Origin of the sequence: Pseudomonas sp. BC42 (assembly GCF_021560055.1) — a bacterium.
GTDB lineage: Bacteria > Pseudomonadota > Gammaproteobacteria > Pseudomonadales > Pseudomonadaceae > Aquipseudomonas.
Genome location: NZ_CP091067.1, coordinates 1535099 through 1555801, shown reverse-complemented (window position 1 = coordinate 1555801; position 20703 = coordinate 1535099). Strand labels below are relative to the sequence as shown.

The following is a 20703-nucleotide window of genomic DNA, read 5'->3' as shown; positions in this document are numbered from 1 at the left end:
AAGCCCTCCCCTTCTCGCTCTGCCCCAGTCCAGCCCGAACCGCCTACAGAGCCTTGATGACATTGACCTCGACACCGCGAATTACCGTGATACCCGCGGCCTCAGGGCTCGCGTGCCGATGCACGAGCGGCTTGCTCACTACGGGTGCCGGTGCTTCCTGAGCCATGGCCACCGGCTCGACAGGCAAAGGCCGCTTGTTGTTATCCAGTGGATTGCGCAGGGCCAATTGCAGCTTGCCTGCCGTCATGCCCTTGACCAGCACTTCCGCCTGAAGCGGTGTCATCTCCAGGGTCACTGCACGCACCACCACCGGCTGGGTCTTGTCGGTACTGGCTGTCTGGTCCACGGCCAGTACCCGCAGGTCCTCCAGAATGGTCTTGGATTCGGCATTGCCATCGTTGCCGGTCTGGCGAGTGGCCAGGACATCGACCCGATTGCCCGGGAGCAGGAACCCGCCGACGCCGACCACATCGTCCACCCGGACCGATATGGCACGTTTGTCCGGCTCGATCAGCGAGGCCAGGGTGCTGCCCCCCAGGTGCTCGGCCAGGCGCGCAGCGCGCAGGATGTCGCCACGCAGCATGGAGAAGGTGGCGATCTTGCCCACCACCTTGTCGGTGGAGTCGAAGGCATCGTCCGGAACCGCATCCTTGGGCATGCGTACCACTCCCACCTGCTGGGCCTCGACCATCTGCCCGAAGGCGATCTCGACAGTGGCCACCACCACGTTGCGCTGGTTGTCGTCGGGACCGACATTGAGCCGTGCATTGAGCCAGTTGTTGGCCATCCATGCCGCGCCCAACCCCAGGATCAGGGACAAGGCAATGAGGGTGAATGTGCGAGAGCTCATGGGAGTGTCTCCTTATCCAAGAAAGTCGAGCTGGACGAAGTAGTTGCGCCACGCCCACTCCAGCTCCCGGGTCGACAGCGGACCGGAGCCGCCCAGATAGCGCTGGCGGTCGAGTGCCATGTTCAACAGGTCGCGGGGGTGGCAAGGCACCAAGGGCATGTTTTCTGCGCCATAGAGTTCCTTGAGCACATAGCCAAGCACCTGAGGATCGTAAGGAACGCCCAGCCGCTCGGTCTCCTGGATCCAGATGCGCCGGTATTCCTCGGGCTTCAGATAACCGAACTGCAGCTTGTAGCCGATGCGCCGCAGAAACGCTTCGTCCGCCAGCTCCAGGGGATTGATGTTGGTGGAAAACACCAGGATCAGGTCGAAGGGCAATTCACAGTGCCGCCCACCGCCAAGGTTGAGGAAGTCACGTTTCTCTTCCATCGGCACAATCCAGCGGTTCAACAATTCCGCCGGGGCCATGCGCTGGCGCCCCATGTCGTCGATGATGAACAAGCCGTTGCTGGCCTTGAGCTGCAGGGGCGCCTGGTACAGGCGGGTGAAGGGGTCGTAGTGGACGTCCAGTTGCTCCATGGTCAACTCGCCGCCCGTGATGATCAGCGGGCGCTCGCAGTGCAGCAGCCGGCGGTCGATCCCTTCATTGAGCAACAGACTGTTCTGCTGTTCATCGTCATCCAGGCGCCGATGCACCTGGGGATCGAAGATCTCGATCACCGCCTCATTGATCGCAATGGCGTGCGGTACCCAGATGGATTCGGAAAACAGACGGATCAGTCGGCTGCTGACATAAGTCTTGCCGGTGCCCGCCGGCCCGTAAATCATGATGGCGCGCCCGGAGTTCAAGGCGACGCCCAGTTGGTCGAGCATGTCCTGAGCAAGCACCATCGCACCAAAGGAACGATGCATGTCGTGCGCGCTGATGCGGCCATGGTGAATGGTCTGGATCTTGATCAGGGAGCGATAGGCACTCACCGGAAAAGGTGCGGCGCCGATGTAGCCGCTGCGCGCCAGGGCATCACGCGCGGCAGCACGGCCACGCTCCGTCAGCCCGTAGCGCAATGTCTGGCCAGGCGCCTGGCCGAGTATCTCGACACGGCGGTCCTTGCGCAGGAAGGTGAGCACCTCTTCCAGTACGGCTCCGGTCAGCGCCAGGCGTTCCACCAGTCGCGACATGTCCAGTACACCAGCGTCGTAAAGATGTTTGCACACCAGATCGCCGAGAAAGTTGTCCGCCAGCCCGGTTTCAAGAATCGTGCATGGCTGTGGGGCCAGCCGCTGCACCGCTTCCCGTTCAGAGGAGGACACACGGCTATTACTCATGGCGTACATGGTGCTCTCCTGAACTAGTGACTGAATGGCAACCAGAAAATGCTGATCAACGTGCCGAGCAGTACTGCAATCGAGTAAGGAAATGGCTTGCCTGCCACTTCATCGGCTGCAGGCGCGAAGTAAGCCCTGGCTCGGAGCATCAGCCAGTAACGCCCCACGGTCTGCTGGGCCTGGCCACGTACCAGCACGATCAATACGCCACACAAGCCACCGGCGATCAGGCTGAAGAACGCAGCCCACAAGGCCCCCTGCGGAGTCAGAAAAGTACCGACCATGGCCATCAGCTTGACGTCTCCGGCGGCCATCCCCCCAAAGACATACATCGGGAGAAACACCGCAAAACCGATCAGCAGGCCTAGCAATCCGTGTCCCAACCCGATTAAACCTGCGGAGTAAGCCTGTCCAACCAGCCCCAGGCAGACTCCGAGCAAGATCAGCACGTTGGGAATGCGGTGGCGGCGCAGATCGCCCACCACCGCCACACTCAACAGCCCCAGCAGCAGCGCCACAGCAACAAACGGCTCCTTGTCCATGACCGCAATCCTCTGTGGAGTTGGCGCTACTAGCAGGTCTTGCCTTGGACGGCGCAGCCCAGGCTGGTGATGGCTGTTTTCACGTTGGTGCCCAGGGTGATGAACGCGGCGACAGCCCCCAGCGTGATCAACCCGCCCGCCACCGCATATTCCACGATGGTCAGGCCGTCTTCGTCTTTGATGAACTTCAGCACCGAGGTCTTGATCGATTGCAGTTTCATTTTGTTTGCCTCACTCAAGTGATTGACTTCAAGAGCAGCACTTTTCGCACTACCTGGGCAAACCTTAGTCATTAGGAGATTGAGGGGGTTAGGAGTTTTTTGCTGATCGCTAGGACTTTATTGCAACTAAAACAAAAACAACTAAGCACAGGGCCAACGACCTGATCAGCCAGTAAAAGTTTGAGTAGGGAACAATTCACAAACAACACGACCACGCATTCTCAGTCGTTGAAAAATCGATCCTGGTACGGCCCTGCCGAACGAAAACAGCGCTCGGCACCACGGTCACCGAATGGCGCATGGTGCAGAACGAACTAAGCTGGCTTTTGTATATCAGGATTAGATCTTCGGACAGGCGGCACAGCAGCGATACTGCTGGACAGGGAAGAAAAACTGCGGGCCGGGTCTGACTCGAACAGCGCTTGCCCAGCGCCGTACGGTTACTCGGGATCGATCAGGATTACAGCCAGGAACCAGGCACACTGCATATGCATACCGATCCCTACTACATGCTGGACCTCAGCCCGACGAAGATCGCTCCCCGGCGTCTGGCCCAGCTACGCTGGCGACACAGAGCCAATGAACCGCTCCAGTACAGGACTGAGCCCCCAGCGCAACCACTCGGATCAACAGGTCTTGCCCTGTACTGCGCATCCCAGACTGGTAATGGCGGTACTGACGTTGCCGCCCAGGGTTACAAACGCAGCAACGGCTCCAAGGGTTATCAACCCGCCAGCCACTGCATATTCCACTATGGTCAAGCCATCTTCATCCCTGATGAACGCCGTAACCGAGGTTTTGATTGATTTCAGATTCATCTTGCCACCTCATTTAAGGACTGTACTTCAAGCGGTTAGTTGGTCCACCGCCTGAAGGAATGCTAGTCAGGGGCAACAGTGAGGGTTAGGAGTTTATTGTCGATAACTAGGACTTTTTTGCGGTGATTAATTAGAAAAAATATTCCCACGCACACACCCGGCACAGAATCGAAAGGCTAAGGAGCAACTATGAACACACCTGATCTTCAATACACGGAGACTTGTCTCCGTCATCGTCATGTGGTGACGAAGCACTATTCCCGACATGCATCGACGCACGCGATGCCCGACCTCAGATAGAGGCGGCGTGACCGCTGAAAGGAACAAGGCAATGAAACCTGAGGCGATCAAGAAACCATGCCTGCTATGGTTTGATCTCACTCGCAACCGATCCGCTGAAGAGCTGATCGGGCATTTTCGTTCAGCCTGTGACTGTCGCCTGGCCAAGGGGGCCAACGTTTCCGCGATGGATGCGCTGCCGACGCCGGACATGATCTGCATGCACTATGACCGCCCCGACATGCCGGGCCTCAACCTGCTGCTGGAGATCAAACGCAAGGTCCCCTCCGTTCCCATCGCCATGTTCACCGTGCAGCACTCAGAAGAGCTTGCCATCTGGGCGATGCGCTCGCGGGTCTGGGAGTACATGGTGCTGCCCCTGACCGGCCCGGAAACCGAACGCTTCATGCATGCCCTGAGGCAGCTCTGCGAGCTGCGTCGCCACTCTGGCGCTAGCAACAAGACGTTGCTGGTCGAGCATGGCCCGTCCTTGCCGGATAGCATCCGCTTGACCGCAGAACACCAGAAACATCAGGCCCTGAACAACGTGCTGCTGTATATCGACCAACACTTTCGCGACAGCATCGATCAAAAGGAACTGGCCAAGCGCTGCGGCATGACGACATTCCGCTTCAGCCGCCTGTTCAAGGAAGTGAATGGCCTGGGCTTCATGGACTACATCCTGAGCAAGCGTATGGATTGCGCCAAGGAACTCCTGGACAACAGCCAGATGCCCGTCACCAGCATCGGCTATGAGGTCGGTTTCAAGGATCCTTCCTATTTCGCCCGGGCCTTCAAGCAGTTCACCGGTTGCACCCCCAGCGAATACCGCCAGGCACACCGTACAACACCCCCGCAGGACGAGCCGCAAGACGAGCAGCTGTCGCAGGTCATTGATAGCCTTCCAGAGCGCATCGAGCTTTGATGCCCCAACGCCCGGGTTTATTGCAGGCAAAAAAAAACCCGGAAATCCTCACTTTCGTGGGCCTTCCGGATTTTCTAAACCGCCAAAATATGGTGGGTCGTGTGGGATTCGAACCTACGACCAATTGGTTAAAAGCCAACTGCTCTACCAACTGAGCTAACGACCCGCTGTGTGGTGGCGCGTATAATACTGATTTCTAACGGGAATTCAACACCCTAAATGAAAAAAATCAAAAATAAACCGTTGGATCGCTGACACCGGCCGCGTCGAAACCTTCTGCACGCAGACGGCAGCTGTCGCATTTGCCACATGCACGGCCGTTGTCGTCCGCCTGATAGCAGGAAACCGTCAGGCCATAATCGACTCCCAAACCCACACCGGCCTTGATGATTTCGGCCTTGCTGAGGTTCTGCAGGGGCGCCTGGATCCGGAAGCCCTGCCCTTCGACACCGGCCTTGGTGGCCAGGTTGGCCATGCGCTCGAAGGCTTCGACGAACTCGGGGCGGCAATCTGGATATCCGGAATAATCCACCGCATTGACGCCGATGAAGATATCCCGCGCTTGCAGAACTTCCGCCCAGCCCAGAGCCAGGGACAGAAACACGGTGTTGCGTGCCGGCACGTAAGTCACCGGAATCCCCTCACCGGGAGCCTCGGGCACATCAATGGAACTGTCGGTCAGGGCCGATCCGCCAATGCCATTGAGATTCAGGCCGATCACCTTGTGCTCCACCACGCCCAGGTCCCGCGCCACGCGCTCGGCAGCGTGCAGTTCGGCCCGATGGCGCTGGCCATAATCGAAGCTCATGGTGTAGCAGCGGTAGCCTTCGGCGCGGGCCATGGCCACTACCGTGGCCGAGTCCAGTCCACCGGAAAGCAGGATCACTGCACGTTTCTCGGTCGACGATTGATTCTGTGCTTGCTCAGTCATTTCAGCGCCCCGGCTCATCATTCCAAAGGTATTTATGCAGCTGCAGTTGCAGTCGCACCGGCAGGTTGTCCGCCACGATCCAGTCGGCCAGATCCCGTGCGCTGAGATCATGGTGGCTGGGAGAGAACAGTACTTCGCCGGCACGTCGCTCAAGACCGTACTGGATCAGTTTGGACACTGCCCAGTCGTAGTCCTCACGGGAACAGATGACAAACTTGACCTGGTCGTTGGCCGTCAGCAGCTCGATGTTCTCGTAGCGATTGCGATGAGCTTCCTTGGAGCCTGGAGTCTTGAGGTCTAGGACACGGCTGACGCGCTGATCCACCTCGGAAATATCCAGCGCGCCACTGGTCTCCAGGGAGACTTCATAGCCGGCATCGCACAGCTGCTTGAGCAAGGGAATGGCATTAGGTTGCGCCAACGGCTCGCCGCCGGTGACACAGACATAACGCGGACGGAAACCGGCAACCTGCTCCAGCAGGCTGTCGAGGGTACGCTGGGTGCCGCCGCTGAAGGCGTAGGCGCTGTCGCAGTATTGGCAACGCAACGGACATCCGGTCAGGCGCACGAAAACCGTGGGCAGCCCGGCAGTCCGAGTTTCCCCCTGCAACGAGTAGAAAACTTCGGTAATTCTCAATGTGTCTTGCATAGTCGCCACGGGCGTAACAGCTAAACAGGCTGTCCGCCTCCGTCAGGCACTTCAAGGAACCCCGCCATCGCGCAGATCCCAGGAAGCGTGTTTCAAAAAAGGGGGTGAATTCTAACGAAAAAACCCGCGACAAGCGCGGGTTTCTTGTAACGGCTGCCAACACGCCTACATGCGTTGCAGATCCCGTTGTGCCAACTGAGCGGCGGAAGTGCCCGGATACTGGGCCACCACCTGCTGCAGAATGCCTTTGACCCGGTCGGTATGACCCAGGCGACGCTCTACGTCAGCCAGCTTGTACAGCGAGTCCGGCACCTTGGCATGCTTGGGGTACAGCTGGGAAACCTTGGCGAACGCCTGACCTGCACCTTGCAGATCGCCCTTGGCCAGGTTCACTTCTCCCAACCAGTACTGGGCATTGCCGGCGTACTGGCTGTTGGGGTACTTGCGCAGGAAAGCCGAGAAGGCCTGGCTGGCCTTGTCGAAGTCCTTGGCCTTGATCAGGTCGAAGGCAGCATCGTAGTAGAGCTTTTCCTTGGCCGGATCACCCGGTTCGCTACTGGCCGCGGGTGCTGGAGCAGCAGCTCCGGCTGCGGCACCGGCGGCACTGCTATCGCCACCGGCTGAAGAATTCTCAGGAGACGCGGCAGGTGCAACACCGCTTCCTATGCGCCGATCAAGATCCTGGTAACGCTCCAGGCTCTCTTGCTTCATGCGCGCTACATCATTTTGCAGAACTTCGATCACACCTTGTTGCCGTGCGATCTGCTCCTGCATTTGCTGCAGTTGCTGGAACAGCTCGCCCTGTGCCGAGACAGGGGTCGAAACCCCTCCCCCGGCATAGGCGCCGTTCGTGCCATAACCCGCTGGCGGATAACTGCTCCCGCTATTGTTATAGCCGGAGTTGTTATCGACCACAGGAACCGCAGACCACGCCGCTAGCGGCGTGAGACTGAGAGCCAAAATAGTTACAGCACGACGGCACGTTCGCATGACGAATTACTTACGCAGTTCGACGCGACGGTTTTGAGCCCAGGACTGCTCGTCGTGGCCAGTGGCAACTGGACGCTCTTTACCGTAGGAAACCAGCTCCAGCTGAGCTGGGGAAACGCCCTGCAGAACCAGGTAGCGCTGAACGGCTTTCGCACGACGCTCGCCCAGTGCCATGTTGTACTCACGAGTACCACGTTCGTCGGTGTTGCCTTCCAGAACAACGCGAGCGCCGTTTGCTTTCAGGTCCTTGGCGTGAACGTCCAGAGCGCGCATGGCTTCTGGCTTCAGGTCCGAGCTGTCGTATTCGAAGTAGAAGGTGGTGATTGCGCGCAGAGCAGCTTCTTCGCTCAGGGAGCCATCAACAGCACCAGTGTTAGCGCCGTAACCAGCGTTTGGATCAACAGCGCCTTCGCCGGCGTTGTCGCCACCTTTGGAGGAGCAACCTACAGCTACAGCCATGGCCAGAGCCAGCGCAGCAAACTTACCAAACTTCAACATTTCCATCGTGAAACTCCTAATGAACCCCAGTGTGTTAAGTGAAACATTGTAGCGCCGCGTCAGTTCAGGTAAGGGGACCAGGACGGTTCTCTGACTTCGCCTTGAGCGGTAGGAAGCGGGAGCCTCACACGTCCATTAATGGACACGAGCATCAAGACTCCCCGGCCCTGCTGGCGGGTGGCGTAGATTACCATGGTGCCGTTGGGCGCAACAGTAGCTGACTCATCAAGGTTGGTGTCTGTAAGGATTTTTACGCTACCGCGCTGCAAATCCTGAGCCGCCACCCGGAAGTTGGTGAAACCATCCTGGCGGTGAATCATTACCAGGGTCTTTTCGTCAGCAGAAAGTTTTGGGTTGGCGTTGTAGTTACCAATAAAGGTCACACGCTCGGCGCCACCACCATTGATGTTGCTTTTATAGACCTGCGGCTTGCCGCCACGGTCGGAGGTGAAATAGATGGTGGAACCATCCTTGCCCCAGAACGGCTCGGTGTTGATGCCCGGGCCACTGGTGACACGACTGATCTGGCGGGACGCCATGTTCATCACATAGATATCCGGGTTGCCATCCTTGGACAGCACGAATGCCAGGCGGGTGCCATCCGGCGACCAGGCAGGAGCGCCGTTCAAGCCTTCGAAGTTGGTGATCTGCTCACGACGGCCAGTGTCGATGTGCTGAACGAAGATCCGCGGACGCTTCTGTTCGAACGACACATACGCAATGCGCTTGCCATCGGGTGCAAAGCGCGGCGACAGGATCGGCTCACGGGACTGCAACAGGGTAACCGCCCGAGCACCGTCGTAGTCCGAACGCTGCAGGGTGTAGCGGGTGTTGTTCACCGAGAAGCGCTCAGCCGTCACGTACAGCAGGCGAGTCGAGAACGCGCCCTTGATACCGGTCAGTTTTTCAAAGGACTGATCGGAAATGTAGTGCGACATATCCCGCAGCTGATCGACGCTGCCCGACACGCTGCCGGTCAGCACTTGCTGCTCGGTGGCGACGTTGAACAGCGCGTATTGCACCTGCAGGCGCCCGCCCGCCGGAACAATGCTGCCCACCATCACGTACTGGGCGCCCAGGGCTTTCCAGTCGCGGAAAATGACTTCACTGGCCTGAGTCGGCAGGCTGATCATGTTCTGCTTGGGGATAGGTGCGTAGTACCCCGAGTTGCGCAGGTCGTCACCGATGATCTGCGCCATGTCGTCCGGCAGCACGCTGCCGCCTTGCCAACCGAACGGCACTACGGCGATGGGAGTTGCCCGGTCACTGCCACTGGTAACCAGAATGTTTTTTTCATCCGCTGCCGCTATCCCTGCCATACAGCAAATAACGACAAGCATTCCTCGAAGAAGGTTTCTCACAAGGCTAGATCCTCAGGTGTGAATGTCATCTTGAATGAACGATAGGGAGCAAAATCCTTCGGACTCAACCCCTGCATTTCTGTCAAACGCCCAATATTCTTGACTGCCGCTACCGCCGAGGCATCGAACGGACCATCACCACTGGACTTGATCACGCTAACCGTGGTCACCGTGCCATCGGGCAACATGCCGATCCGCAGCTCCACTGTCATGCCCTTGCGTGCCGAAGGAGGACGAGCCCAGCCTTCCGCTGCACGGATACGAATCAGGTCATCGAAACTGCCCGCGACACTGTCACCGACCTCATCCGACTTAGTGGCTTCACGCTCCGGCTTGTCGGACAGCAAGTCCGCCAGGGCCTGAGCCTTCTTCTCTTCGGCAGATTTACGCGCTGCTTCCTGGGCCTTTTTCTTCGCGGCGTCGGCAGCAGCTTTCTTCTTCGCGTCTTCGGCGATCTTTTTCTTCGCCTCTTCAGCTTCAGCTTTCTTCTTCGCGTCTTCCGCGGCTTTCTTCTTCGCGTCTTCGACGATCTTTTTCTTGGCTTCTTCAGCGGCCTTTTTCTTGGCCTCTTCTTCAGCGGCTTTCTTGGCTTCTTCTTCGGCTTTCTTCTTGGCTACATCAGCCAATTGCTTCTCTTCAGCCTTCTTGGCTTCGGCAGCTTTCTTGGCTTCATCAGCCTTCTTAGCCTCGTCAGCTTTCTTGGCTTCATCGGCCTTTTTCGCTTCCGCGGCCTTTTGAGCTGCCTCTTCTTTCTTTTGTTCCGCAGCCTTGATCTCTTCCTGCTCGACCTTCTTCTGCTCCAGCTGCTCGGCTTCGGTCTGACGCGCGGCGGATTTCTTCGCCTCACCCGCAATCTTGTGATTGGTCTGGGTGGTTGCCGGACTCTTGGATTTCAGCTGATACAGGGTCGCCTGGACGATCGGCTTGGCCGGAGGCAGTTCTGGGGTCATGGCGAAGCTGACGAACAGCATGCCAAACACCAGCACGTGCAGGGCGATCGCCCAGACACTAGGCCAGAAGTAGCTTTCCGAGGCGGACGGCTCTCGCTGTTGGTGCATCAGGGCGCCTCGGTAATCAAGCCAACGTTACCGACTCCGGCTTTCTGCAGGCCGCCCATGGCACCCATCACGGCGCCGTAGTCGACGGATTTATCACCGCGAATGAACACCTGGGTGTGTTTGCCGCCTTCGTTGCCGGCACGGATGATCTTGGTCACCGCGTCGGTCATCTGCGGCAAGGTCATCGCCTTGTCCTGTTGCTTTTCGGTGTCGACTTCACTGCCAAGGTTCCAGTAGTAGGTCTTGTCAGCCTTGATCGAAATGGTCAGTACCTGGGTGTTGTTGTCCTGGGGCAAGGCTTCGCTGGAAACCTTGGGCAGATCAACTTTCACGCCCTGGTTGAGCATCGGCGCGGTCACCATGAAGATAACCAGCAGTACCAACATCACGTCGATGTAGGGCACCACGTTCATCTCGGCAACCGGCTTGCGTTTGTGGCGAACTCGGGCCATTGGGTTTACCTGCTCACTCTTCGCTGGTGTGCACTTTACGGTGCAGGATCGCCTGGAACTCGTCGGCGAAGGTGTAGTAACGGCTGATCAGCGTCTCGCCACGAGCGGCGAAGCGGTTGTAGGCGATCACCGCCGGAATGGCCGCAAACAGACCGATGGCCGTGGCGATCAGGGCTTCGGCGATACCCGGGGCCACAGTGGCCAGGGTCGCTTGCTGGGCCTGGGCCAGGCCGCGGAAGGAGTTCATGATCCCCCACACGGTACCGAACAGACCGATGTACGGGCTGACCGAACCGACGGTGGCAAGGAACGGCAGGCTCTGTTCGAGCTTCTCTTCCTCACGGGAAATGGCAACGCGCATGGCGCGGGACACGCCTTCCATCACGGCTTCTGGATCAACGCCCGGTTGTTGACGCAGACGGGAGAACTCCTTGAAGCCGGCACGAAAAATCTGCTCGACCCCGGAATCCGGGTCCGGATTGCTGCCTGCCTGACGGTAGAGTTTGGACAGGTCGATACCGGACCAGAAGCGCTCTTCGAAGCTCTCCAGGGCACGTCGACCGGCGCGCAGCAGGTTGCTGCGCTGAAAGATCATGATCCATGAAGTCACCGATGCGGCAACCAGGGTCAGCATTACCAACTGCACTACAACGCTGGCATTGCTGACCAGGCTCCACATGGAGGAATGGTCGACGACGTTAGCTTCCACGCTTTATCTCCTGCTCTGAGTGTGTACCCGCGCTGCTCTCGTCGACAAAGGCCGTACGCAGAGCGTCTGGAATGGCGCGGGGTTTGAAAGTGTCGGCGCGCACACAGGCCACCAGGAACTGCCCCTCACAGAGCAGTGCATTATCCGCGGCTCGCCTGACCTGCTGAGTGAAGCGCAGGCTGACCCGGTTCAATTCGGTGACATGGGCACTGACCAGAAGCTCGTCGTCCAGTCGCGCCGGCGCGTGATAACGCGCTTCGCTGGAATGCACGACGAATAACAGGTTCTCCCCTGCCAGCTGCGATTGGGCAAAGCCCAGGTGTCGTAGCCGCTCGGTTCGAGCCCGCTCCATAAACTTAAGGTAATTAACGTAATACACGATGCCGCCGGCATCGGTGTCCTCGTAATAAACGCGACAACGATGTGCGAACGGCTCAAGCCCGTTTTGCGCGCGCATACTCTAGTGCTTACTCCTCAGGTTGCCAATCCGGCCAGGCAACTGTTTTTTCATTCTTGAACGACTTTTCATGCAGTTTGGGCAATGCCAGTCCCTAGGACAGCACAAACCCCGAATAAATCGACAAGCAGCGGGTGATTAATCGTCCACAGCATCGAGGAATTCGTCTACCACAGGCATATCCCCCAATCGTGACGGAATGTTTAGACCGAAGTGCAGATACGCATGCCGGGTCACCACACGACCTCGGGGAGTGCGCATGATGTAGCCCTGCTGGATCAGGTACGGCTCCAGCACGTCCTCAATGGTGTGACGCTCTTCGCTGATCGCCGCCGCCAGGCTGTCGACCCCCACCGGACCACCGTCGAACTTCTCGATCATGGTCAGCAACAGACGCCGGTCCTGGTGGTCGAAGCCACGCTCATCGACATCCAGCAGGTTCAGCGCCAGGTCGGCGATCGGCTTGGTGATATGCCCCTTGGCCCGGACTTCGGCGAAATCCCGCACCCGGCGCAGCAAGCGATTGGCGATCCGCGGAGTGCCACGGGCCCGCCGCGCCACTTCGAAGGCGCCTTCCGGATCCAGTGGCAAACCGAGGATCCCGGCGGATCGGCTGACAATGGTCGCCAGGTCCGCCGTGCTGTAGAACTCCAGGCGCTGGACGATGCCGAAGCGGTCCCGCAGTGGGTTGGTCAGCATCCCCGCGCGCGTGGTGGCACCCACCAGGGTAAACGGCGGCAGATCAAGCTTGATCGAGCGCGCCGCCGGACCTTCGCCGATCATGATGTCGAGCTGGAAGTCCTCCATGGCCGGGTACAGCACTTCTTCGACAATCGGCGACAAGCGGTGAATCTCGTCGATGAACAGCACGTCGTGAGGTTCAAGGTTGGTCAGCAGCGCCGCCAGATCGCCGGGGCGCTCCAGCACCGGCCCGGAGGTGCTCTTGATCGAGACGCCCATTTCCTCGGCGATGATGTTGGCCAGGGTGGTCTTGCCCAGCCCCGGAGGGCCGAAGATCAGGGTGTGATCCAGGGACTCGTTGCGCCCGCGGGCGGCCTGGATGAACAGCTCCATCTGCTCGCGCACGCTGGGCTGGCCGATATAGTCGGCCAGGCTGACCGGACGAATCGCCCGGTCCTGGATTTCCTCGCGCTCACGGGGGCCCGTGGCGGCGATCAGACGGTCAGCTTCAATCACTTAAATCATTCCCTTCAGGGCTCGGCGGATCATGTCTTCACTGCTCAAGCCTTTGTCTTTGATCGCGGATACTGCCTTGCTGGCTTCCTGCGGCTTGTAGCCCAGGGAGATCAGCGCGCTGACCGCATCCGACTCGGCGCTGGCCACCGGCACCGGTGCATCCGGCTGGTTCGGCACCAGGGCAAACATGCTCGGTACGGCTTCCCAGGCCTTGAAGCGGTCCTTGAGTTCCACCAGCAGGCGTTCGGCGGTCTTCTTGCCAACCCCGGGCACCTTGGTCAGGGCCGAGGTGTCCTGGGCCTGCACGCAACGCACCAGCTCATCCACTTCGAGGCTGGACATCAGCGCCAGGGCCAGCTTGGGACCCACACCATTGAGACGGATCAACTCGCGAAAAAAGTCTCGCTCGCGCTTGCCGGCGAAGCCGTAGAGTAACTGCGCGTCCTCGCGCACGACCAAATGGATGTGCAAGGTCAGAGGCTCACCGACCGACGGCAGCCTGTACAAGGTGGTCATGGGCACTTCGACTTCGTAGCCCAGCCCGTTTACATCAAGAATCAGGTGCGGCGGCTGTTTCTCAGCCAGGGTGCCGCGCAAGCGTCCAATCACGTTTCAGATCCTTAGGCGATGGCCAGCTCGCAGCTGGCGACTCGTTGAGCGAGCGCCGGCGCCGACTACCCAGGCGCACAGTGCTCCACTCCTAAAATGACTGCGCTGATGCTATCAGAGACGCAGGCGCCCGCCACGACTGCGTGCCGTTCCCAGACCATGGGGCAACAGACTGGAGCGGGTATGGGCGTGACAGATGGCGATGGCCAGGGCATCCGAGGCATCGATCTGCGGCTTGGTGGTGAGCTTGAGCAGGTGCATGACCATCATCTGCACCTGTTCCTTGTTGGCACCGCCGGTCCCGGCCACGGCCTGCTTGACCTGGGTCGCCGTGTACTCGGCGATCTCCAGGCCTTCTTCGGCCCCGGCGACAATCGCCGCCCCACGGGCCTGCCCGAGCTTGAGTGCCGAATCGGCATTGCGCGCCATGAACACCTTCTCGATGCCCATGGTCACCGGACCGTAGGTCTGAATCACCTCACGCACACCGCGATAGACAATCTGCAAGCGCTCGGGCAACTCGCCGGCTCCGGTGCGAATACAACCGGACGCCACGTACACGCAGCCACGCCCGGTGTCTCGAACCACGCCATAACCGGTAATGCGTGAGCCGGGGTCGATGCCAAGAATAAGAGTCATAAAGCCTGCTGCTTGAGTAAGAAGACCGGCCGGCCAGGACCGGAAACGCAAAAAGGCAGAAGCCGGAAGCGCCCTGCCGCGCATTCATCGCGACGTGGCACGTCCGGCTTCAAGGGTAGTGCAAGTGGATCAGCCGAGCTGCTCGGCCACCGACTGCGGGATATCCGCGTTGGAATAGACGTTCTGCACATCGTCCAGGTCTTCCAGCATGTCGATCAGCTTGAGGACCTTCTCCGCGCCCTCCAGATCCAGTTCGGCACTGGTGGTGGGCAGCATGACGATTTCTGCGTCCGCAGCGGTGAAGCCAGCCGCTTCCAGGGCATTGCGCACACCGTAGAAACCAGCAAACGACGTGAACACGTCGACGGAACCGTCTTCGTTGCTCACCACATCGTCGGCATCGGCCTCCATCGCCGCCTCGATCAGCGCATCTTCATCGACACCTTCGGCGAAAGTGATCTGGCCCTTGCGTTCGAACAGATAGGCCACCGATCCGTCGGTCCCCAGGTTGCCGCCGCACTTGCTGAACGCGTGACGAACCGCAGCCGCGGTGCGATTGCGGTTGTCGGTCATGCATTCGACCATCACCGCCACGCCATTGGGGCCATAGCCTTCATAGGTCAGCTCGACCACGTCGTCGCTGCCGGCAGCGCCGGTGCCACGGGCGATGGCACGATCAATGATGTCGCGGCTCATGTTGGCGCCCAGGGCCTTGTCCAGGGCCAGGCGCAAACGTGGGTTGGAACCTGGCTCGCCACCGCCCTGACGGGCCGCAACGGTCAGTTCACGAATCCACTTGGTGAAGATCTTGCCTCTCTTGGCATCCTGACGCTCTTTGCGGTGCTTGATGTTCGCCCACTTGGAATGACCTGCCATAACTTGCTCCAAATTCTCTTTGAAACATTGCCCACGCCGCTTGGCGGGCGGGGCAACAAAACTCGACCCATAGAAAAAGCGCACCCGAAGGTGCGCCTTATCGGGCCGGCTTATTCAGCCTTGGGCTGTTCGCGCAGGCGGATGTGCAGCTCACGCAGAGCCTTGGCATCCACCAGACCCGGTGCCTGAGTCATGACGCAGGCCGCGCTCTGGGTTTTCGGGAAGGCGATCACTTCACGGATCGACTGGGCGCCGGTCATCAGCATCACCAGACGGTCCAGACCGAAGGCCAGGCCACCGTGCGGCGGTGCGCCGTACTTGAGGGCGTCCAGCAGGAAGCCGAACTTCTCTTCCTGTTCCGCTTCGCTGATGCCCAGCAGGCGGAACACCGCTTGCTGCATTTCCTTGCGGTGGATACGGATCGAACCGCCACCCAGCTCGGTGCCGTTCAGGACCATGTCGTAGGCGCGCGACAGAGCGGTAGCCGGGTTGGCTTCCAGCTCTTCAGGCGAGCACTTCGGCGCGGTGAACGGGTGGTGCAAGGCGGTGAAGCTGCCGTCGTCGTTCTCTTCGAACATCGGGAAGTCGACCACCCACATCGGTGCCCATTCGCAGGTCAGCAGGTTCAGGTCGTGACCGAGCTTGATGCGCAGGGCGCCCAGGGCTTCGCTGACGATCTTGGCCTTGTCGGCACCGAAGAACACGATGTCGCCGTCGACCGCACCCACGCGATCGAGGATCACGTTCAGGTTGGCTTCCGGAATGTTCTTGACGATCGGCGACTGCAGGCCTTCAACGCCCTTGGCGCGCTCGTTGACCTTGATGTACGCCAGGCCCTTGGCACCGTAGATGCCGACAAACTTGGTGTAATCGTCGATCTGCTTGCGCGGCATGCTCGCTCCGCCAGGAACGCGCAGGGCGGCAATACGGCATTTCGGATCGTTGGCCGGGCCGCTGAACACCTTGAATTCCACTTCCTTGAGCTGGTCGGCAACGTCCACCAGTTCCAGCGGGTTGCGCAGGTCCGGCTTGTCGGAACCGTAGCGACGCATGGCTTCTTCAAAGGTCATGTGCGGGAATTCGCCGAACTCCAGACCCAGCACTTCCTTGAACAGGTTGCGGATCATGCCTTCGGTCAGGCCCATGATGTCTTTTTCGTCGAGGAAGCTGGTCTCGATGTCGATCTGAGTGAACTCAGGCTGACGGTCGGCACGCAGGTCTTCGTCACGGAAGCACTTGGCGATCTGGTAGTAGCGGTCGAAGCCGGCCACCATCAGCAGCTGCTTGAACAGCTGTGGCGATTGCGGCAAGGCGAAGAAGCTGCCGGCGTGGGTGCGGCTCGGCACCAGATAGTCGCGGGCGCCTTCCGGAGTGGCGCGAGTCAGGATCGGGGTTTCCACGTCGAGGAAACCGTTTTCGTCCAGGTAGCGACGGATGCTGGTGGTCATGCGCGAACGCAGGCGCAGCTTTTCGGCCATTTCCGGACGGCGCAGGTCGATGAAGCGATAGCGCAGGCGGGTTTCTTCACCCACGTCGGAGTATTCGTTGAGCGGGAACGGCGGGGTTTCCGCTTCGTTCAGCACTTCCAGCTCGTAGCCCAGAACTTCGATCATGCCCGAAGCCATGTTGGCGTTGCCGGCACCGGCCGGGCGCAGGCGCACCTTACCGGTGATCTTGACTACGTATTCGCTGCGCACGCGGTCGGCGGTGGCGAAGGTTTCAGCGCGGTCCGGGTCGAACACCACCTGGGCCAGACCTTCACGATCACGGATATCGAGGAAAATCACCCCGCCGTGGTCACGGCGACGGTGGACCCATCCGCAAAGGGTTACTTCCTGACCTTCCAGGCTTTCGTTCAGTTGGCCGCAATAATGGCTGCGCATCATGGTAGTGGTTTCACTTCTCGTAATTCGAAATTCGATGGAGGCCTTGCGCACCATGAGGTGCCGGATAGTGCAAGAACTCGCGCGTGTCGTTCAACTTAGTCAGCTTTGTCGCCACCGGCCAGATTCTTCTTGGAGCCGGTCTTGAAGTCGGTTTCATACCAGCCGGTGCCGCTGAGGCGGAATCCGGGCATGGACAGCATCTTTTTCAGTTCAGGTGCCTGGCAGGCAGGGCAGTCGACCAGCGGCGCAGCACTGATCTTTTGAATGGCTTCCAACTGATGACCACAGGAAGCGCATTGGTAATCGTACATGGGCATGGGGGCGTCTCGGCAATCCAGATTACTGCTTGAACTACAGCCAGAGCCCACGCCAAAGCTCGGGCTACCTAGCAAAGAGCGGGATTATATCCATTAAATCGGCCCTGTGCAGCCGTATGACCATATAGATGCCGGAGCCTGTCAAAAGGCGCCGATGGCGTCCGGGACGCCATCGGCCATGAGCGGCTTAACGATGTTCCAACAGGGAGCGCAGCATCCACGCGGTTTTCTCATGCACTTGCATGCGCTGGGTCAGCAGATCCGCCGTTGGCTCATCGCTGACCTTGTCCAACAACGGGAAAATGCCACGGGCGGTGCGGGTGACCGCTTCCTGGCCGGCCACCAACTGCTTGATCATTTCTTCCGCGGCCGGCACGCCCTCCTCTTCCTTGATCGAAGACAGCCGGGCGTAGATGGAGTATGCACCCGGTGCCGGGAAGCCCAGGGCACGGATGCGTTCAGCGATCAGGTCAACCGCCAGGGCCAGTTCGTTGTACTGCTCTTCGAACATCAGGTGCAGGGTGCGAAATTGCGGGCCGGTGACATTCCAATGGAAGTTATGGGTTTTCAGGTACAACACGTAGGTGTCCGAAAGCAGGCGGGAAAGGCCGTCGACGATGGATTTACGATCTTCTTCGCTGATACCGATATCAATTGTCATGTTTCTCTCCGTTAACAGGATGGATTCACCCAATCAGCTGCCGGACCACTCTAGCAAGAGTGTCGCTCCCCCGCCGACCCGGATCGGCAATTGGCCCGCGGTGGATTGCCCCATGGGCCGGCCATGGCTTGCCAACACTGGGTTCCAGGCAATGGCTGACCTGCGGAAAAAACCGGAGTTCCCCGGAAAACCGCGGCCATCTGTCTAGAACGCGACTTTGCCCGATGCTCCGATTACCAAGGGCAACATGGAGCATTTCCAATCACCCGCTGCTGATTTGAGAAGGCCGGGGCTTTGCTGTTAAATAGACTCCGTGTCGCTGATGCCTATTTCTTCGGCCAGCGCGCATAGGCTGACCCCGCGTACGTAACCACCGCCTCACCCATTTATTCAGAAGCGAACCGTGCGTGATCAGCTCTTCCTTGTGCATCCTTCTTAACGTGAGTTAATCAAAATGTTGAAAATCGTCCACCTGCTGACAGGCATTGCAGCTTTGCTGCTGTCCTTGATTCCGAGTCTTAGATCTGACGCGGTTCCCTACCTGCAACAATCCGATGCTATTTACCTGGCTCTGTTCGGCCTGCTCAACCTGATCCTCGCTCCAGTTATCCCGCACTGGAACAAAGGTTCGCGCCATCACCTGCAAAACCTGGTCAGCGCTCTGCTGGTACTGGTCGTGGTCCTGCAAACCCTCACCTTGCTGGCGCCAATGCCGGTGATCGGTGGTCAACCGGCAGTCCTGGTGAGCCTGCTGACCGCCCTGGTCGCCGTGGCACTGCACCTGGGCATCAGCTTCTACAAGTCCTCGCCCGCGGCCTCCGCAGCTCCCAGCTACGACATGAGCAACCGCGATACCGGCACCGTGAAGTGGTTCAACACATCCAAGGGTTTCGGTTTCATTTCCCGCGACTCCGGCGATGACATCTTCGTGCACTTTCGCGCCATTCGCGGAGAAGGTCACCGCGTCCTGGTGGAAGGCCAGCGCGTGGAGTTCTCGGTCATGAATCGCGATAAAGGCCTGCAAGCCGAAGACGTGATCGCTGCACTGCCACGCCGCTGATCAACGCCAACAAAAAACCGCGCCCTGGCGCGGTTTTTTTTGTGCAGCGAGAATGCCGACCTTCCTTTAATAGTGCGGGGGCGGCGCCTCTTCCTCGAAAGACTCGAACTGCCCAACCATTTCCTCCTGGCGCTTGAGCAAGGCGTTCATCTGCAGCTGCAGGCGCTCCAACACCTTCTGCTGCGATACCAGCACATCGTTCAAGGCTTGAATGGTGTCATCCTGAAACGCCAGACGGCTTTCCAGATCGGTAACACGCGCTTCCAGACTCATGGCTCAAACCTCCAGAAAATGGAAATCATCGGTCAGCACCACCCGCAGCCGATTGCGAATCGCCGCAACTTCCTGAGCGGTGTAAGGCTTGGCGGGGTGCTTGCCCCACACTGGCGCCGGCCAAGCGGCGTCATCCCGCTTGCGCACGATCACGTGCATGTGCAACTGACTCACCACGTTACCCAACGTCGCCACATTCAACTTATCGGCATCGAAGGAGTCCTTGAGCACTTCAGCCAATGCCGTGGTTTCCCGCCATAGCTGCAGTTGGTCGGTGACATCCAGTTGAAACAACTCGCTGATATCTTCACGACGGGGCACGAGGATGAACCAGGGATAGTTCGCGTCATTGGACAGCAGCAACCGACAGAGGGGGAAATCCCCGATGGGCAATGTGTCTTGTTGCAGCCGTGAATCTAAAGTGAACACTGCATTTACTCCCGCTCAGCTCATTTCAGCCTGGCTCACAGCATCGGTGACACTGGCCAGGCGACAGACGCGCAGCATACCTGCGAATGCCACGGGCTTCATGAGCAAAGCGCTCACCCGGGACATCGCCCGCCAATCAGCCGGCAAGGAGCCAGCTTCAATGCAGCCCAAGCGCCCCACGACAGTACACTTTCAGATGCCTTGCACCATTTGTGCACGAGGCGTCACAACTGACCAGAACATGACTCGTTACGCCATCGTCGTCGCCAACCATAACCACACATGACTGTATGAACCCTGCACAGCATTACAAAAGTTTTGCACCAAAATCGCACAGACGGTCTACGCTCAATTCCTCAAGCATCCGCCGTCTACTCACCTTGCAGTGTGGACCGGTAACATTTTGGCGCGCTGTGCGACTTATTGCACAGCCCTGCACCAGTAAGCTCCTTGCGTCAAGCCAAACAAAAAGACGCTTTACATGGCTGTTTTATGCGGTTTTTACAGGTCGGCACGCCGCCCGGAAGAAAAAAGACCAGACAACTTTGGTTTGTGCACGCTTGTTGCATTAACCCCCGACATCGTCTGCGATGGAGCACCGGAAGTGGCTCGTCACAGACTCATAATAATAGTGGCAAGGCTGCCCGGCGGTGCTTTTTAGAGTGTGTACGTCGGGAGCTGAATTGCTCG

25 protein-coding genes and 1 tRNA gene are annotated in these 20703 nt (G+C 59.1%); 2 read left to right on the top strand and 24 right to left on the bottom strand.

Features of this window, described 5'->3' with window-relative positions; all coding sequences use genetic code 11:
* Positions 1 to 43 precede the first annotated feature (43 nt).
* The 5 genes from cpaB to L1O02_RS07345 all read right to left on the bottom strand — a co-directional run bounded on the left by cpaB (position 44) and on the right by L1O02_RS07345 (position 3757).
* Positions 44 to 850, bottom strand: a complete 807-nt coding sequence (gene cpaB, locus L1O02_RS07365; RefSeq protein WP_060840714.1) for a Flp pilus assembly protein CpaB — start codon at positions 848 to 850, stop codon at positions 44 to 46.
* A gap of 12 nt (positions 851 to 862) precedes the next feature.
* Complete coding sequence (locus L1O02_RS07360; RefSeq protein ID WP_060840715.1) at positions 863 to 2185, bottom strand: AAA family ATPase; 1323 nt, start codon at positions 2183 to 2185, stop codon at positions 863 to 865.
* Positions 2186 to 2199: 14 nt separating this feature from the next.
* The gene (locus L1O02_RS07355; RefSeq protein WP_060844440.1) at positions 2200 to 2718 is read right to left on the bottom strand and encodes a prepilin peptidase; all 519 of its coding nucleotides are present in this window, start codon (positions 2716 to 2718) and stop codon (positions 2200 to 2202) included.
* Positions 2719 to 2747: 29 nt separating this feature from the next.
* Entirely contained in the window at positions 2748 to 2939 is a 192-nt protein-coding gene (locus tag L1O02_RS07350; RefSeq protein ID WP_016967360.1) for a Flp family type IVb pilin, read from the bottom strand.
* A 626-nt stretch (positions 2940 to 3565) separates the two neighbouring features.
* Entirely contained in the window at positions 3566 to 3757 is a 192-nt protein-coding gene (locus L1O02_RS07345; RefSeq protein WP_060840717.1) for a Flp family type IVb pilin, read from the bottom strand.
* Positions 3758 to 4088: 331 nt separating this feature from the next.
* Between L1O02_RS07345 and L1O02_RS07340 the strand changes: the two genes are divergently transcribed.
* Positions 4089 to 4961 carry a response regulator transcription factor gene (locus L1O02_RS07340; protein WP_060840718.1) on the top strand — a complete coding sequence of 291 codons (873 nt, stop codon included), beginning with the start codon at positions 4089 to 4091 and terminating at the stop codon, positions 4959 to 4961.
* A gap of 90 nt (positions 4962 to 5051) precedes the next feature.
* On the opposite strand, the gene L1O02_RS07335 is transcribed toward L1O02_RS07340, so the two are convergent.
* The 17 genes from L1O02_RS07335 to L1O02_RS07255 all read right to left on the bottom strand — a co-directional run bounded on the left by L1O02_RS07335 (position 5052) and on the right by L1O02_RS07255 (position 18251).
* Positions 5052 to 5127: transfer RNA gene (locus L1O02_RS07335), tRNA-Lys, on the bottom strand.
* Between the two features lie 63 nt (positions 5128 to 5190).
* Complete coding sequence (gene queC, locus L1O02_RS07330; protein WP_060840719.1) at positions 5191 to 5892, bottom strand: 7-cyano-7-deazaguanine synthase QueC; 702 nt, start codon at positions 5890 to 5892, stop codon at positions 5191 to 5193.
* Position 5893: 1 nt separating this feature from the next.
* The gene (queE, locus tag L1O02_RS07325; RefSeq protein ID WP_016963208.1) at positions 5894 to 6541 is read right to left on the bottom strand and encodes a 7-carboxy-7-deazaguanine synthase QueE; all 648 of its coding nucleotides are present in this window, start codon (positions 6539 to 6541) and stop codon (positions 5894 to 5896) included.
* 165 nt (positions 6542 to 6706) lie between these two features.
* Positions 6707 to 7531, bottom strand: a complete 825-nt coding sequence (ybgF, locus tag L1O02_RS07320) for a tol-pal system protein YbgF (protein ID WP_060840720.1) — start codon at positions 7529 to 7531, stop codon at positions 6707 to 6709.
* Between the two features lie 6 nt (positions 7532 to 7537).
* Positions 7538 to 8035, bottom strand: coding sequence for a peptidoglycan-associated lipoprotein Pal (gene pal, locus L1O02_RS07315; protein WP_003227510.1), 498 nt, complete (start codon positions 8033 to 8035; stop codon positions 7538 to 7540).
* Between the two features lie 53 nt (positions 8036 to 8088).
* Positions 8089 to 9369 (bottom strand): Tol-Pal system beta propeller repeat protein TolB, encoded by a 1281-nt coding sequence (gene tolB / locus L1O02_RS07310; RefSeq protein ID WP_015636767.1) that lies wholly within the window; start codon positions 9367 to 9369, stop codon positions 8089 to 8091.
* 17 nt (positions 9370 to 9386) lie between these two features.
* Positions 9387 to 10448 carry a cell envelope integrity protein TolA gene (gene tolA, locus L1O02_RS07305; RefSeq protein ID WP_016963210.1) on the bottom strand — a complete coding sequence of 354 codons (1062 nt, stop codon included), beginning with the start codon at positions 10446 to 10448 and terminating at the stop codon, positions 9387 to 9389.
* Positions 10448 to 10900 carry a protein TolR gene (gene tolR / locus L1O02_RS07300; RefSeq protein WP_011063015.1) on the bottom strand — a complete coding sequence of 151 codons (453 nt, stop codon included), beginning with the start codon at positions 10898 to 10900 and terminating at the stop codon, positions 10448 to 10450. Before tolR ends, tolA begins: the two co-directional genes overlap by 1 nt.
* Before the next feature lie 13 nt (positions 10901 to 10913).
* Positions 10914 to 11609 (bottom strand): protein TolQ, encoded by a 696-nt coding sequence (tolQ, locus tag L1O02_RS07295; RefSeq protein WP_016963211.1) that lies wholly within the window; start codon positions 11607 to 11609, stop codon positions 10914 to 10916.
* Positions 11599 to 12066, bottom strand: coding sequence for a tol-pal system-associated acyl-CoA thioesterase (gene ybgC / locus L1O02_RS07290; RefSeq protein ID WP_060840721.1), 468 nt, complete (start codon positions 12064 to 12066; stop codon positions 11599 to 11601). Before ybgC ends, tolQ begins: the two co-directional genes overlap by 11 nt.
* A 138-nt stretch (positions 12067 to 12204) precedes the next feature.
* Positions 12205 to 13263: a Holliday junction branch migration DNA helicase RuvB gene (gene ruvB / locus L1O02_RS07285; RefSeq protein WP_060840722.1), complete on the bottom strand. Its 1059-nt coding sequence runs from the start codon at positions 13261 to 13263 to the stop codon at positions 12205 to 12207.
* On the bottom strand, positions 13264 to 13872 hold the full coding sequence (ruvA, locus tag L1O02_RS07280; protein WP_060840723.1) for a Holliday junction branch migration protein RuvA: 609 nt from the start codon (positions 13870 to 13872) through the stop codon (positions 13264 to 13266).
* Between the two features lie 114 nt (positions 13873 to 13986).
* Positions 13987 to 14511, bottom strand: a complete 525-nt coding sequence (ruvC, locus tag L1O02_RS07275; protein ID WP_016963215.1) for a crossover junction endodeoxyribonuclease RuvC — start codon at positions 14509 to 14511, stop codon at positions 13987 to 13989.
* Positions 14512 to 14640: 129 nt separating this feature from the next.
* Positions 14641 to 15387 carry a YebC/PmpR family DNA-binding transcriptional regulator gene (locus tag L1O02_RS07270; RefSeq protein ID WP_060840724.1) on the bottom strand — a complete coding sequence of 249 codons (747 nt, stop codon included), beginning with the start codon at positions 15385 to 15387 and terminating at the stop codon, positions 14641 to 14643.
* 110 nt (positions 15388 to 15497) lie between these two features.
* Positions 15498 to 17273, bottom strand: coding sequence for an aspartate--tRNA ligase (aspS, locus tag L1O02_RS07265; RefSeq protein ID WP_060840725.1), 1776 nt, complete (start codon positions 17271 to 17273; stop codon positions 15498 to 15500).
* A 95-nt stretch (positions 17274 to 17368) separates the two neighbouring features.
* Entirely contained in the window at positions 17369 to 17590 is a 222-nt protein-coding gene (locus L1O02_RS07260; RefSeq protein ID WP_010457489.1) for a zinc ribbon domain-containing protein, read from the bottom strand.
* A 187-nt stretch (positions 17591 to 17777) separates the two neighbouring features.
* Positions 17778 to 18251: a Dps family protein gene (locus L1O02_RS07255; RefSeq protein ID WP_060840726.1), complete on the bottom strand. Its 474-nt coding sequence runs from the start codon at positions 18249 to 18251 to the stop codon at positions 17778 to 17780.
* Between the two features lie 454 nt (positions 18252 to 18705).
* Between L1O02_RS07255 and L1O02_RS31095 the strand changes: the two genes are divergently transcribed.
* Entirely contained in the window at positions 18706 to 19311 is a 606-nt protein-coding gene (locus L1O02_RS31095; protein ID WP_060840727.1) for a cold-shock protein, read from the top strand.
* Positions 19312 to 19377: 66 nt separating this feature from the next.
* Here L1O02_RS31095 and L1O02_RS07245 read toward each other — a convergent pair whose 3' ends face one another.
* Together L1O02_RS07245 and L1O02_RS07240 are read right to left on the bottom strand one after the other, a co-directional pair.
* Entirely contained in the window at positions 19378 to 19584 is a 207-nt protein-coding gene (locus L1O02_RS07245; protein ID WP_060840728.1) for a SlyX family protein, read from the bottom strand.
* A gap of 3 nt (positions 19585 to 19587) precedes the next feature.
* The gene (locus L1O02_RS07240) at positions 19588 to 20013 is read right to left on the bottom strand and encodes an HIT domain-containing protein (protein WP_060840729.1); all 426 of its coding nucleotides are present in this window, start codon (positions 20011 to 20013) and stop codon (positions 19588 to 19590) included.
* Positions 20014 to 20703: the final 690 nt, after the last annotated feature.